Below are 12,652 nucleotides of genomic sequence, written 5' to 3'. Positions count from 1 at the left end.
TGCTTGGAAAAATATGAAAATCGTAAACATAACCGGTGGTCTTGGTAACCAGATGTGGCAGTATGCATTTGCCATGGCGTTGAAGCATAAACATCCCAATGAGGAGGTGTATATTGACACTCAACATTACCATACCATCTTCTTCAAAAAATTCAAGGGAATCAATCTGCATAATGGTTATGAGATTGACAAGGTGTTCCCGAAGGCAAAGATGCCCGTGGCAGGATTCCGCCAGCTGGCAAAGATATCATATTGGATTCCAAACTATGTGCTGTCACGTTTAGGGCGTAAGTTCCTGCCTTTGCGCAAGACGGAATACGTGCCGCCTTATAGCATGAACTATACCTTTGACAAGGCTGCTCTGGAGCGTGAAGGGGATTGCTACTACGAGGGCTATTGGCAGTCGGTACATCATTTCACGGAGATAAAGGCAGAATTGCAGGAAGTGTATGGGCAGCCTGAGCCGAATGAGTATAATGCTGGTCTCATCAAGAAGATAGAGCAAACGGAGTCGGTGGGCTTGCATGTGCGCAGGGGAGACTATCTGAACGAACCAGAGTTCCGTGGTATTTGTGGTGTGGAGTATTACCAGAAGGCCATAAAGGATGTGGTGAGTGATGGCAAGAAGCATGCGTTTTTTATCTTTTCGAACGATGTGGGATGGTGTCATGAGAACCTTACGCCTCTGATAGCTGGCCATGATGTGCTGTTCGTATCGGGTAATACTGGCAAGAACAGTTGTTGGGACATGTTCCTGATGACGCATTGCAAGGACTTGATAATTGCCAATAGTTCCTTCTCGTGGTGGGGTGCTTTCCTCAACAAGCACGTGAACCGTGTGTATGCTCCAGAGCCTTGGCTGAATAGAGATTGTAAAATAGATGTATATGAAGAGAGCTGGAAAAGAATTATATAATCTAATATGAACATGAAATTCATTTCTTCTAGGGCTTCCGCAAAATTCTTTGGCGAAAGTAAAATGACATTCCTTGTGCAGAAAGATTGTGTAGAATTAATCTTTAAGATAAAGAGGGGGATATATCTCACAGTATCAATTTATTCTCTCTCTGAGGGTAGGCTGCTATTGGCGTGCATATGGGGAGATTTTTGGAACCGGCTGAAAGGAATGCATAATTATAAGGATGTATTGGCGCGACTGAAGAAGACTTGTCCTCTGGCTGTTAATATTTTCACCAATACTGTTTCACCTCATTTTGCTTATCTTGATAAGGAACAAACGCAGGGGGCTGTGGTGCTAGAGATGAAGGCTCCTGTGCAGACCAATAGTGTAAGCGACTACCTGCATGAGAAAGTAGTGGAGAAGGCGATGGAACTGATGAACTATAATCTCAACCTCTATTGTGAGCTGGACGAGAAATGTCCATTTCCTGCTTGGAGGGATGATTTTGAGAAGTTGAAATAATATGAATAACAAACTTCAGAAATAATAACGTTGTATGCAAGATTATGGATTAGTATCAATCATTACGCCAACATGGGGGTGTGCAAAATTTATAGGTGAGACTATTAAGAGTATTCAAGCACAGACATACCAGAATTGGGAGTTGTTGATACAAGATGATTGTTCAATAGATAATACAGATAAGGTGGTTGAGACTTATGCAGAGGCTGACCCTCGTATCAAGTATGAATGCAATCTGAAGAACTCAGGTGCAGCTATCACTCGCAATAATGCGCTCCGTAGGGCGAAGGGTAGGTGGATTGCGTTTTTGGATGCGGACGACTTGTGGTTGCCAGAGAAGCTGGAGCATCAGCTGAAGTTTATGCTGAAGAACGACTATGCCTTTACTTATCACGATTATACGGAGATGAGTGAGGATGGAAAGGATTTGGGCGTGTATATTTCGGGGATCAAGAAGGTGTCTGAGTTCGATATGTATACCTGCTGTTGGCCAGGGTGTTTAGCGGTGATGTATGATGGTGAGAAGATCGGACTCATTCAGATCAAGGATATCAAGAAAAACAATGATACAGCCATGTGGTTGAAGGTGGTGAAGAAGTCACCTTGCTATCTGCTGAAGGAGAATCTGGCTCGCTACCGTCGCCGTGCTGTGTCGATCACGCCGAAGCCGTTGCATAAGCGCATCTGGGCACATTATCCGCTGTTCCATGTGGCGGAGGAGATGAATCCGGTTCGTGCTACTTTCTGGGTATGCATGAATGTCATCGGAAACGCATACAAGAAAATGTTTTACGTGAAGAAAATTTAGGCTTTGAACATAAATTAGCGTAAAATATTTTTTCACTTATTGTCCTGTGTGTTGAATGACAGTCCGATTGATGAGGATGTGCTGAAAGACTGCTCGGAAGAGGACTGGAATGAGGTGATTCTGTTGTTCCAAAGGTAGGGGTGACGACTGTGGCGTTCGACGTAATGGAACGTGTGTCGAAAGCTTTGCAACCCCGTTACCAGTATTGTTCGATTGGTACGGTAACGCGGATGTGGTGGAGCAGCAGGTGAATGAGATGCGCGAGGTGACTTTTGCCTATACCAAGAGGGGCTGCGGACGTATGTGATTTGAAATGAGAACTTTGCATTTTTGAAAAATGGGGATTTTCCGATAGACAATAATTTAGCTTAACGCACCATCCGAAGGTTAATGACTCAGCGGAACAATGCTTTTCATTATGGTAGCGATGGTGGATCAGAAACGGTAGCTACGTATCATATTTGTGATAAGAACCGTGAAGTTACTAGGTAGTTCAGTCTAAATTTCATTGGAACATTTTTTTTAACTTTAATGGTTGCAGGGATTATCTAAATTTAATCCCCAATAAAATCTTATTGGTCAATGGCTAATGTTGAAATCAGGATTAATCTTTAACAATACTCGGTTTAGGGCACTATCTAGTGCCTTAATTAAGTGGTATGTCCTAAATTGAGTGCTTATCGGTGGACTTTACGGCTTTGTTCCTGATGGTTTATGCTTTACTGCATTTTTTGTTTGAGAAGATATATTTCAGATATGTGTTGGATTGAGCGATGTTTCTGCGTGTAAAGGTTTTACAAGTTGATTGGAATGGGTTCTGGAAGTGGTGTAAGGGTATGAGGTATATTCACTTTGTGTTGTGCTTGAACTGGATCTGCCGTAATCGATGGGGGATGATGATTGACATTCTAGAGCAGAAGGTTGAGTTTGATGTGGAGCGACTCTCTCGCCGGATATTAGATGATATCTTCGCGAGCAACGATTGCATGACGGCAGGCATGAGTTATCTGATAGAGTTGTGGGTGAAGAGCTATGGACTTTTCCACAATAGCTGGAAACACAAGGAACTCTGTCAGATGAGTGCTTGTGGTACGTTGGTGCGACTTTGGTGGGGGGATTGTTCGGAAAGAATACCGAAACTTTAACTTTTGTCTTAATATTGTTTTAGAGCTAGACTAACAAAAAAAATTATGAAACGATTTTTTGATATTATCGCTAGTGGATGCGGGCTCTTGGTTTTGAGTCCGATATTCCTTATTATGGCTATCTGGATTAAGTGGGATAGCAAAGGCCCTGTGTTTTATCGTCAGGTGCGTGTGGGACGACACAATAAGGATTTCAGAATCTTAAAGTTCCGCTCTATGAGGGTGGGAGCAGATAAGGGAAGTCTCGTAACGATCGGTGGAAGAGATCCTCGTATCACTCGTTCCGGCTATTTTATTCGCAAGTACAAATTGGATGAATTTCCGCAACTAATTAATGTATTCAAAGGAGAAATGAGCCTTGTTGGCCCTCGTCCAGAGGTGCGCCATTACGTGGATTACTGGACGGCGGAGCAAATGCATGTGTTGGATGTGCGTCCGGGTATCACTGATCCGGCTTCTATCAAGTTCCGCAACGAGAATGAGCTGATGGAGAAGGCGGAGAATCCTGAGGATTACTATATTAATGTGATTATGCAGGAAAAAATCAGACTTTATCTTGAATATGTCGAAAATGCTTCGTTCTGGTACGATATCAGGCTTGTCTTCCAAACTATTAAGGTGATTATTACAGAAAGATGATTTCGGTTATATAATTAAAAAATCTAAAAAAACAAATGAGTACAAATTTGAAAAGAAGGAATATTCCTTTTTCGCCTCCAGACATGACAGAGGCAGAGGTTAATGAAGTTTGTGATGCAATCCTTTCAGGTTGGATTACGACTGGGCCTCGTACTAAGAAGCTTGAGAAGCTCGTTGCCCATTATGTGGGTGTGAATGATAGTTTGGAAGTGCAGAATCCGAATTGTGTGTGCTTGAACTCACAGACAGCTTGTGCGGAGATGGCGCTTCGTCTGCTGGGCATCGGTAAGGGAGACGAGGTGATAGTGCCGGCATATACTTATACAGCAAGTGCATCGATTGTGGATCATGTGGGTGCGAAGGTCGTGTTTGTGGATGTGCAGAAAGATTGCCTTGAGATGAACTATGAGGCGGTGGAGGCTGTAGTCACGGAGCGCACGAAGGCGATTATCCCTGTGGATTTAGGCGGTATTCCTTGCGACTATGACCGTCTGATGGCGATTGTGGAGCGTAAGAAGGGGTTGTTCGTGCCAAAGACTGACCTGCAGAGGATGATCGGTCGTGTGGCTATCTGTTCGGATTGCGCGCACTCGTTCGGTGGCTATAGGATGAAGGATGGTAAGAAGGTGATGTGTGGCGTGATGGCAGACTTCTCGTCTTTCAGCTTCCATGCCGTTAAGAACTTCACTACTGCTGAAGGTGGGGCTTTGACTTGGAACTTGCCTTTTGGCGAGGAACTGGTTCAGGTGGAACTCGATAGAAATCCAGAGTATACGTTCAGCGCGTTGCCTGAGAAGGAGGGCGAAACATGGAATGCGAACCTGTACCGTAAGACGCAGTTACTTTCGCTTCATGGTCAGAACAAGGATGCGTTGGCGAAAACGAAGATGGGTGCTTGGGAGTACGACATTGTGGGTCCATGGTTTAAGTGCAACATGACTGATGTGGTGGCTGCATTGGGTTTGATCCAGTTCGAGCGTTATCCTGAGATGCTTGCTAAACGCAAGGAAATGATTGAGAGGATGAATACTGCATTTGCCGATCTCAATGTTGCAGTTCTGAACCACTATGGCGAGAACCACTGTTCGAGCGGTCACCTCTACATTGTTCGTCTTCTTGGTAAGACTCGTGAGCAGACAAACGAGGTGATCAAGAGGATGGCAGAGCGTGGCATTGCAACTAATGTTCACTATAAGCCTCTCCCAATGATGACTGCTTATAAGAAGATGGGCTTCGACATCAAGGATTTCCCGAATGCCTACCACATGTTCGAGAACGAAATCACCCTTCCTCTGAACACCAAGATGTCAACGGAGGATGTTGACTATGTCATTGAGAACTTTGTGGAGATTGTAGGATTATTGTAGGGATATTTCGGTGTTATGCCAATAATCAAGAAACTTGTAAGAGGTGTGTGCTAATTCTGTGTATACTCCTCTGACCACAAAAGACAGACTGCAGTTGCTTTAGTACAAAATAATTATGAGTTGTAATAAATATTTATACACCTTTCTTTGCGAGTTCTGCAATAATCTTCATCAATGAGCGAATAGCTCCTAGATGCGGATTACCTTTAGGTTCATCGAGAATAAATGCAGAGGCTAAAGAGAATCCACGTTTACGTCAGAACTTCGATTAGCGTACTTCACCTGCTGATACCAGCTAGCGAATGCTTAACGCGTTACTTCCGGGTACAGTTGTGCCCATTCATCGGCATAAAGATACTGCCGAAACTGTAATCTGTCTGTGTGGTAAGTTGGACGAAGTAATTTATGAGGAAGTTGTTTCGTATGAGAATGATACGGATGATTTTCAGAAGGGGATGAATGTACAAGATGTAGCTCGTAAGGTTGAGTATCGAGAAGTACAGCGTATCCATCTCAATCCCACAGAAACCCAATATGGTTGTCAGGTACCAAAGGGGGCATGGCATACTGTGGAAGTGATTGAACCATCTGTCATCTTTGAAGCTAAAGATGGAGCTTATGTTCGTTAAACGATGAAAAACAATGAATAGGAAGTACTGAAAGTGCTTTTTAATACGTTATGTTAAAATTGAGCATTTACAGTGAGATGAAAAAATGTAGGTCCCTAGATTCATGTGACGAACATGAATTCCTACATTTAGTAGATTAGGAGCAATATAGTGATATTGTCCTAATCTCGCTCTTCATATTAGTGTTAGCACTAATATGATTTCCAAAAATACCAACTGTCTGTGAAGATCGTTGATATTTTTTATACAATAAGCTAGTGGTGGAAACCTAAAAGGATGCTATTTCTGCATACTCTTTCACCGCATCAAAGCACGGACATCCTTTCATTGGATTCAAGTCCCGGTGTCCCACGACCAATGCTTTCGGAAACTGCCTTTTCAACTCCCTCAACAAAGCAAGCAAAGCTCCTTTTTGCTCCAGTGTACGCGTATCTTTCGGTTTCCCGTTCGCATCCAGTCCTCCCTCATAACAAACACCTATCGAATGGGTGTTATGATTACGGCAGTGTGCTCCAATCTTTTCTAAAGCGCGTCCCCGGTGGATCTCCCCATCACGAGTGATGTAGAAATGATAGCCAATATCACGGAAACCACGGTGCAAGATATGATCCTGTCGGCAAGCCTCCGCCGAAAGGGACTTTCCTTCCGGCGTGGCACTGCAATGAATGATAATTAATGTAATAGTCCGCATGGGATTACATGCAACTTTGTATTCCGAACACACCTCCGATGGCGGTGGCTACAGTGATAATGATTTTGAGGACTAAGCTCCATACAGAGCGGGGAGATGATGATTTACTCATACAATAACAGGTTTTAAATAAATTAATAATAGTTTTCTTTTACCACAGATTTACTGTAGGTTTGCCATAGGTTTACCACAGATCTACACAGACTCACACAGATAAATAATCGACTACTTTACAACTACCAATTCAATATAATCTGTGGAAATCTGTGTAGTCTGTGGTGAATCTTTTAGGCAGCCGGGTCAGGCGCTTCACCACCTCCATCCGGTTTCGGATCAGGGTTGTCATCCGAATCAGAACCTCCTCCGGCAGTTGTCGGTTTCTGATATTCCGCCTGCTGTTTCAACTGACTGTCGAGTTTCAGATTATTGGTCGACAGATTACCGGTGGCACGGGCTTTCAAACGCATGCCGCTAATATTCTTTTCCAACGAAAACTCTTCCAGCGTATCGGCTGCCTTACTGCGAATACCCACACCAAAAATGGCAAGATCATCAATTTTCACACACTTGCCGTCTAGCAACAATTCCTTGATGCAATCTACCATATCCGAAAGCACACCTTTGATGACACCACCGGAATACGGTGAATTGTGCTTCGACATGTGTTCGGCAAGCTTTGCCAAATCAAACGTCTCGTCGCTTACTGCACGGGCGAACCACTTACCCGCATTCAAGCCTTTCTTCTGCTGGTTCTGATAAATTTTGTAACGAATCATAAAACAATAAATTAAAGGGTTAAACATATTGTCCGGGGATTCTTTTCCCTTTCGACGATACAAAAATACTACTCCGGATCTCCCGGAAATCAGCTGTGCACGGTTGTGTCTGGTAGCGGTCGGTTATTTGTCATTATAGTCGGTTATTCAATGGAAAAACGTTGGTTATATAGTCGTTTTTTGTTATTTTTGTAACAGTAAATCAGAAATATATCCATCATGAGTGAATTTAAAATACGTGCTTACGGGCGCATGGAACTGGCGCAACTCTATTCTCCGCAACTAACTGACATCGCTGCCTATCGAAAAATGAAGAAATGGATCTCTTTGTGCCCCGGACTTCTGCAACGCCTGTACGACTTAGGCTACGAATCAAAGCGACGCTCATTCACACCGTTGGAGGTGAGAGTTATTGTGGATGCTTTAGGAGAGCCTTAAATAAAGCACCGCTTTACGATGTCTAAAGCTTAGCTTTACACCTCCTAAAGCGATGCTTTATGCAGGACAAACGATTGTTTCAGTCAAAACGGATGTGGTAATTGAAATGACTACTGCATCCGTAAATAAAACGGGTACAGTAGGTACACTTTTTCCGGTTCACTCATACACACACGCACGCGCATACAACCCTTTACCGTCCATACTGATTAATTTTCCGTGTTTGGTGAGACGCTTCAGCCAAGTGAGGGCTGTGTTTTCCTTAATTCCCATGGCAACTGCTTCTTCCAGTAACTGTGTACGAGTAAATTCATCACCCAGTTTCTGGAAGAGATAATCACGATCGGCATTAGGACGGTGGCTGATTTCTGTATTGGGGAGGAACGATAGAATATGCGTGGCATGACAGTAGAGAGGTTCCGCAAGACTAAGCACAGCATGAAAGTCTTCCTGTGAAATGGATACATCCCAACGAGTGATGATGTCATCTTTGCGGTTGTCCGCAGGAATCTCCTTGTCCGGTGTGAAAGGAGAGGTGGGGGAGGTCTTGAAGTCGTAGGGCTGCGGGCTTTCGAGGGCACGCAATACGGCTACTTCCGACATGATTCTGCATAGATTGACGGCCAGACGTGCCACAAAACTATACATTTCCCTTCCATTAGCTACACTGGAGCGTTCAAACAAGTTGGAAAAGACGGTGTCGATTTCTTCTTTTTGTTCATCCGTGAGTTGCAGGGTATGAATGCCGTGCGCTTTTATCACGCTCAACTTTTCTTTCCATTCCAGTCCCATAGCGGTGAATATCTCCTCCCAATCTATCTCGTTGTCCATAAATTGGCTGATCCATTTACTTATTCCGCACATGTAATAATATAATTGGCGGGAGTATGATCCGTCTTCTGCCGTCGGAATGAAAGTTTGCACCTGCGACGGCGTACCCGAAATCAGAACGGAAAGATAGCTTTTCTTCACTTCCCGGTATTCCTGGTCGGTGCGGCGGTTGTAGGACAAGCGGTCGTGGTCGAACGCTTTGCGCAGGGTATTGCTCCAATGACCGTGATCCGATCCGATGGCGGTGGAAAGGGTGTCCGCTTCCGCTTCGCAGATAAGTCCGGTTCCGTCGGAGTCCATGATGTTTTGTAGGATACCCGTACCGGTGTTGTTGCCCGAAATGAGGAACATCCTGTTAGGGGGCATTTGTGGAGCCTCCTTTTTGGTTCGTTCTTTTCCCATTGCATCGTACTCGGCTTTCTCTTTTTTGTATGCTTTCATCTGTATGGTCACTTCTTTGCGAATCTCGTCGTGGATAGGTTCCACGAGTAAGCGGATGTAGGAAAGGATACCTTTGCCGGAAGCCGAAGGAGCCACTACGAAACATTGGAGGCTGGGGTGATGGTATTTGCCGCCATATAGGCATCGCACGTGGCGCGACATACAGGCACCCAGGGCAGTGAGCGCTCCCAATAGCATGATGTCGTGTTGTATTGGGCTGCTCCCGGCTTTTATGATACGTTGCAAAAATTCCGGCCAGTCGTTTTCCGGAAAAGTGGGCAATTGATGTTGCGGTTCACTGCCCGGTAATAGTTCTTCTTCCCCTTCTCTATCATCGGAGATATTGTCATTTCCCACCTTGTTATGCGCGCCCGTGTGTGGGGGAAATTTGCGTGCTGTACCTGCTGTACCTTTTGTACCTGTGGGATGTTTGGGCATTTCTTCTATGCAGATGCTTACTCCCGTCGCTTCGGCCAGGTGGAAAGCGGTGCCCAAGTGCACTTCTCCACGTTGGGTGTGGAGTGCGTTGGAGAATACCCGTTCGGCATGTTCGCGCTGATACTTGGGAGACACCCGGCACAGGCGATGGAAAAAGTCACGTCCTGCTTCACCGCAATCCGTTGCGATGGCGAATGACAATTGTACGTATTCAAGATAGGTGGGAGCAATGTCCGCTCCTGCCGCTTCGACTGCTTCGGTGAGACGGCATAAAGATTCAATATCGGTCATGTTTTGATTTTTATAAAATAATGTTTAATTATTCTCGTTTACTTGGTTCTGAACAATGCTTCCGGGTCGTAACTAAGGAAACAGGATCTCACGAGGTCTTTGCCGGAGAAATCTACTTTGGATTTCGTTTCGGAAGAAACCGCTGTTACCGTATTGTATGCCGTCTCTACGTACCGCATCGCCCAACTCATGTTGTCTGTGATATTTTGGGCATCATTTATCGTGGGGGAATAATGGCAAGGAACAAATGCCTTTACACCCAGTCCGCTGGGGCTGATAAAGGTGAGTACAGGTTGTAGGAGAGAATCGTCATAGAGCATACGTCGCATTTCCACTGCTTCCTGATAAGAGTGGAGACCGTCCACATCTACTATCACCAGATGAGACGGGGAGACGAAATCCTTACAGCTACGGCGGGTGAATGTGCCGCAAGGGGTCACATACGGAAGCAATGATGCTTTGGCGGCTCGTATATCTGTGGCATTCCGTACTTGTGCGGTCAGGGTTTTGAGATTCTCATTGCAAGTAATCATTTGGAAAACTTGTTCGATGGAGACTTCGCAGAAGGGGATAAGCGTGGGAGGAGTCATCAGTCGGCCTTGTTTGTCTTTGATGGGAGCGATAGGTGGCATAAAATAGGACATTCTGTAGTTGTTTGACATCATTTTCTTTTTGTTATAAGTTAAAATGTTTATTTTTGCAAAAAATATGAGTGTGTTTCAAAAACACGGCATGAAGGTAGTAATAACAAAATAGACTCTACCCTGATATGTGAGGATAAAAGTTAAAATATTTAATTATTAAAGTGTGTATTTAACAACAAAAAACAAAGATGAAAAAGAAAACGGTTTGTTGCAGTGATTTGGGAGCTTATATTAATGAGTTGCTTAAACGTGCGAAATTGAAAAATGAGTATGTATGCGAGACCCTGGGTATGGGACATGATGTTTTGAATGGCATAAAAAAGGGCTAAATCTCCCATTGAACGATTATATAAAAGTAATGAATCTCTGTTTGAATGCCTACAACGAAGAGGAGATTGAACTGATTTTGAATACGTTGGTGAGAATGTATCTGCGCTACTACAAGAAGAGGATAGTGGAGTAATCCGTGAAATAATTGATAGAAAATCCCGGCTGAATAAATAAAAACGGCCGGGATTTTTTTGTTTAGGATGTCTATTTGTCATTCTTGGGAAATATCAAATGGTAGCCATACCTTTTCCGTGTGCGATAACGAAAACACAAAAAATAACATTTTATTAGGTAGAAAAAGTTTGAGGAATGCTTCGTAGTTCACAAATAATGATTAAATTTGCCGCGATTTGTAATGCGGAGTTTGCAAAATGACGAATAATACTATAAAGCATCTAGGTATTGTGGAAAACATACAGGGTTCTCATCTGTCGGTGAGGATTGTCCAGACATCGGCTTGTGCGGCATGTAGCGCAAAGGGGCATTGTTCCTCGGCGGATAGTAAGGACAAAATCATAGATATCATAGATACCGCAGCTTCTTCCTATCAGGTGGGAGAGAAGGTGATGGTGGTCGGCGAAACGTCGATGGGCATGATGGCGGTATTGTTGGCTTTCGTATTTCCTTTCGTACTTCTTATATTTTCGTTGTTTCTTTTGATGGCATTGATAGAGAATGAACTGTATGCAGCTCTTCTTTCTCTGGCTGTCCTTATACCTTATTATTTCGTTTTATGGCTTAACAAAACGCGACTCAAACAACAATTTTCATTTACTATAAAACCAATAAATAACTAAAAACATTATGAATTTGATTCTGATTGCAGTGATTTCATTGGGAGCTATAGCGCTCGTGTTGGCCGCTATTCTTTATGTGGCTTCCAAGAAATTTGCCGTGTATGAAGACCCGCGGATTGCCCAGGTGGGAGAAGTGCTTCCCCAGGCTAATTGTGGTGGATGTGGCTATCCCGGTTGTAGCGGCTTTGCCGACGCTTGCGTCAAAGCCGGTTCGCTGGATGGTAAATTCTGCCCCGTAGGCGGACAGCCTGTCATGGCACAAATTGCTGATATCCTAGGGCTTGCAGCCGGAGAAGCTGAACCGATGGTAGCAGTGGTAAGATGTAACGGAACGTGTATGAATCGTCCGCGTATTAATCAGTACGACGGTGCGAAGAGTTGCGCTATTGCCGCTTCGCTCTATGGTGGGGAAACGGGTTGTAGTTACGGATGTCTGGGGTGTGGTGACTGTGTGGCTGCCTGCCAGTTCGATGCCATCCACATGAATCCTGAAACAGGACTTCCGGAAGTGGATGAAGCGAAATGTACCGCTTGCGGTGCCTGTGTGAAGGCTTGTCCGAAGGCGATCATCGAAATCCGTCCGCAAGGAAAGAAATCACGCCGTGTGTATATCTCTTGTGTGAATAAAGACAAGGGAGCTGTGGCACGCAAGGCTTGTACGGTGAGTTGTATCGGCTGTGGCAAATGCGTGAAGACTTGTCCGTTCGAAGCTATCACGTTGGAGAACAACTTGGCTTACATCGATCCGCACAAGTGTAAATCTTGCCGGAAATGTGTGGAAGTCTGTCCGCAGAATACCATTATCGAATTGAATTTCCCGCCGAGGAAACCGAAAGAAGAAGCTCCGGCTGCTCCAAAACCGGCTGCTGTTTCTAAAGAAGCGGTGGAAACTCCTGCACCGGCGGCAAAAGTGGAAACTCCTGCTGAAAAGGCTACAGAAGCTCCGAAAGTAACAGAATAATAA

At 44.4% G+C, this 12,652-nt stretch carries 15 protein-coding genes and 2 pseudogenes; 12 read left to right on the top strand and 5 right to left on the bottom strand.

Annotated features, from left to right (window positions below):
* Positions 1–13: 13 nt before the first annotated feature.
* The 8 genes and pseudogenes from DWZ47_RS10710 (at position 14) to DWZ47_RS10680 (ending at position 6,011) form a co-directional block, all read left to right on the top strand.
* Positions 14–916, top strand: coding sequence for an alpha-1,2-fucosyltransferase (locus DWZ47_RS10710; RefSeq protein ID WP_117513091.1), 903 nt, complete (start codon positions 14–16; stop codon positions 914–916).
* A gap of 210 nt (positions 917–1,126) precedes the next feature.
* On the top strand, positions 1,127–1,423 hold the full coding sequence (locus DWZ47_RS30330; protein ID WP_147330783.1) for a hypothetical protein: 297 nt from the start codon (positions 1,127–1,129) through the stop codon (positions 1,421–1,423).
* A 34-nt stretch (positions 1,424–1,457) separates the two neighbouring features.
* The gene (locus DWZ47_RS10700) at positions 1,458–2,231 is read left to right on the top strand and encodes a glycosyltransferase family 2 protein (RefSeq protein ID WP_117513087.1); all 774 of its coding nucleotides are present in this window, start codon (positions 1,458–1,460) and stop codon (positions 2,229–2,231) included.
* Between the two features lie 315 nt (positions 2,232–2,546).
* Positions 2,547–2,821 (top strand): annotated as a pseudogene (locus DWZ47_RS31375) (IS66 family transposase); the annotation flags it as partial.
* A 246-nt stretch (positions 2,822–3,067) separates the two neighbouring features.
* Positions 3,068–3,376 (top strand): hypothetical protein, encoded by a 309-nt coding sequence (locus tag DWZ47_RS10695; protein WP_147330782.1) that lies wholly within the window; start codon positions 3,068–3,070, stop codon positions 3,374–3,376.
* A gap of 45 nt (positions 3,377–3,421) precedes the next feature.
* Positions 3,422–4,015, top strand: coding sequence for a sugar transferase (locus DWZ47_RS10690; protein ID WP_117513083.1), 594 nt, complete (start codon positions 3,422–3,424; stop codon positions 4,013–4,015).
* A 35-nt stretch (positions 4,016–4,050) separates the two neighbouring features.
* Positions 4,051–5,382, top strand: coding sequence for a DegT/DnrJ/EryC1/StrS family aminotransferase (locus DWZ47_RS10685; protein ID WP_199488151.1), 1,332 nt, complete (start codon positions 4,051–4,053; stop codon positions 5,380–5,382).
* Positions 5,383–5,603: 221 nt separating this feature from the next.
* Positions 5,604–6,011 (top strand): annotated as a pseudogene (locus tag DWZ47_RS10680) (WbuC family cupin fold metalloprotein).
* Between the two features lie 268 nt (positions 6,012–6,279).
* Here the strand turns inward: DWZ47_RS10680 and DWZ47_RS10675 are convergent.
* From DWZ47_RS10675 to DWZ47_RS10670, 3 genes are all read right to left on the bottom strand, one after another.
* Complete coding sequence (locus DWZ47_RS10675) at positions 6,280–6,702, bottom strand: N-acetylmuramoyl-L-alanine amidase (protein WP_117513079.1); 423 nt, start codon at positions 6,700–6,702, stop codon at positions 6,280–6,282.
* Between the two features lie 4 nt (positions 6,703–6,706).
* The gene (locus DWZ47_RS30415) at positions 6,707–6,814 is read right to left on the bottom strand and encodes a smalltalk protein (protein ID WP_004317947.1); all 108 of its coding nucleotides are present in this window, start codon (positions 6,812–6,814) and stop codon (positions 6,707–6,709) included.
* 175 nt (positions 6,815–6,989) lie between these two features.
* Positions 6,990–7,478: a DNA-binding protein gene (locus tag DWZ47_RS10670; protein ID WP_117513150.1), complete on the bottom strand. Its 489-nt coding sequence runs from the start codon at positions 7,476–7,478 to the stop codon at positions 6,990–6,992.
* A 219-nt stretch (positions 7,479–7,697) separates the two neighbouring features.
* Between DWZ47_RS10670 and DWZ47_RS10665 the strand changes: the two genes are divergently transcribed.
* Positions 7,698–7,916, top strand: coding sequence for a DUF4248 domain-containing protein (locus tag DWZ47_RS10665; RefSeq protein ID WP_004295574.1), 219 nt, complete (start codon positions 7,698–7,700; stop codon positions 7,914–7,916).
* Between the two features lie 159 nt (positions 7,917–8,075).
* Here the strand turns inward: DWZ47_RS10665 and DWZ47_RS10660 are convergent, their stop codons facing one another.
* The gene (locus DWZ47_RS10660) at positions 8,076–9,917 is read right to left on the bottom strand and encodes a DUF3987 domain-containing protein (RefSeq protein ID WP_117513077.1); all 1,842 of its coding nucleotides are present in this window, start codon (positions 9,915–9,917) and stop codon (positions 8,076–8,078) included.
* A gap of 38 nt (positions 9,918–9,955) precedes the next feature.
* On the bottom strand, positions 9,956–10,579 hold the full coding sequence (locus DWZ47_RS10655; RefSeq protein ID WP_117513075.1) for a BT4734/BF3469 family protein: 624 nt from the start codon (positions 10,577–10,579) through the stop codon (positions 9,956–9,958).
* A gap of 170 nt (positions 10,580–10,749) precedes the next feature.
* On the opposite strand from DWZ47_RS10655, the gene DWZ47_RS30635 reads away from it, so the two are divergent.
* The 3 genes from DWZ47_RS30635 (at position 10,750) to DWZ47_RS10645 (ending at position 12,649) form a co-directional block, all read left to right on the top strand.
* The gene (locus DWZ47_RS30635; RefSeq protein WP_004295577.1) at positions 10,750–10,890 is read left to right on the top strand and encodes a hypothetical protein; all 141 of its coding nucleotides are present in this window, start codon (positions 10,750–10,752) and stop codon (positions 10,888–10,890) included.
* Positions 10,891–11,262: 372 nt separating this feature from the next.
* The gene (locus tag DWZ47_RS10650; protein WP_117513073.1) at positions 11,263–11,688 is read left to right on the top strand and encodes a SoxR reducing system RseC family protein; all 426 of its coding nucleotides are present in this window, start codon (positions 11,263–11,265) and stop codon (positions 11,686–11,688) included.
* 7 nt (positions 11,689–11,695) lie between these two features.
* Positions 11,696–12,649, top strand: a complete 954-nt coding sequence (locus DWZ47_RS10645) for a Fe-S cluster domain-containing protein (protein ID WP_004295582.1) — start codon at positions 11,696–11,698, stop codon at positions 12,647–12,649.
* Positions 12,650–12,652: the final 3 nt, after the last annotated feature.

The organism is Bacteroides sp. AF32-8BH, from assembly GCF_003435205.1.
Taxonomy (GTDB): domain Bacteria; phylum Bacteroidota; class Bacteroidia; order Bacteroidales; family Bacteroidaceae; genus Bacteroides; species Bacteroides ovatus.
The sequence above is the reverse complement of the archived record's forward strand: the minus strand, read 5'-3'. Positions and strand labels throughout refer to the sequence as shown.

Bases quoted from the DNA above. Each gene is read 5' to 3' on its own strand.
- DWZ47_RS10665 (WP_004295574.1), top strand. From the start codon at position 7,698: ATGAGTGAATTTAAAATACGTGCTTACGGGCGCATGGAACTGGCGCAA.
- DWZ47_RS10650 (WP_117513073.1), top strand. From the start codon at position 11,263: ATGACGAATAATACTATAAAGCATCTAGGTATTGTGGAAAACATACAG.
- DWZ47_RS30635 (WP_004295577.1), top strand. From the start codon at position 10,750: ATGAAAAAGAAAACGGTTTGTTGCAGTGATTTGGGAGCTTATATTAAT.
- DWZ47_RS10675 (WP_117513079.1), bottom strand. From the start codon at position 6,702: ATGCGGACTATTACATTAATTATCATTCATTGCAGTGCCACGCCGGAA.
- DWZ47_RS30330 (WP_147330783.1), top strand. From the start codon at position 1,127: ATGCATAATTATAAGGATGTATTGGCGCGACTGAAGAAGACTTGTCCT.
- DWZ47_RS10685 (WP_199488151.1), top strand. From the start codon at position 4,051: ATGAGTACAAATTTGAAAAGAAGGAATATTCCTTTTTCGCCTCCAGAC.
- DWZ47_RS10655 (WP_117513075.1), bottom strand. From the start codon at position 10,579: ATGTCAAACAACTACAGAATGTCCTATTTTATGCCACCTATCGCTCCC.
- DWZ47_RS10695 (WP_147330782.1), top strand. From the start codon at position 3,068: ATGAGGTATATTCACTTTGTGTTGTGCTTGAACTGGATCTGCCGTAAT.
- DWZ47_RS30415 (WP_004317947.1), bottom strand. From the start codon at position 6,814: ATGAGTAAATCATCATCTCCCCGCTCTGTATGGAGCTTAGTCCTCAAA.
- DWZ47_RS10710 (WP_117513091.1), top strand. From the start codon at position 14: ATGAAAATCGTAAACATAACCGGTGGTCTTGGTAACCAGATGTGGCAG.
- DWZ47_RS10690 (WP_117513083.1), top strand. From the start codon at position 3,422: ATGAAACGATTTTTTGATATTATCGCTAGTGGATGCGGGCTCTTGGTT.
- DWZ47_RS10660 (WP_117513077.1), bottom strand. From the start codon at position 9,917: ATGACCGATATTGAATCTTTATGCCGTCTCACCGAAGCAGTCGAAGCG.
- DWZ47_RS10670 (WP_117513150.1), bottom strand. From the start codon at position 7,478: ATGATTCGTTACAAAATTTATCAGAACCAGCAGAAGAAAGGCTTGAAT.
- DWZ47_RS10645 (WP_004295582.1), top strand. From the start codon at position 11,696: ATGAATTTGATTCTGATTGCAGTGATTTCATTGGGAGCTATAGCGCTC.
- DWZ47_RS10700 (WP_117513087.1), top strand. From the start codon at position 1,458: ATGCAAGATTATGGATTAGTATCAATCATTACGCCAACATGGGGGTGT.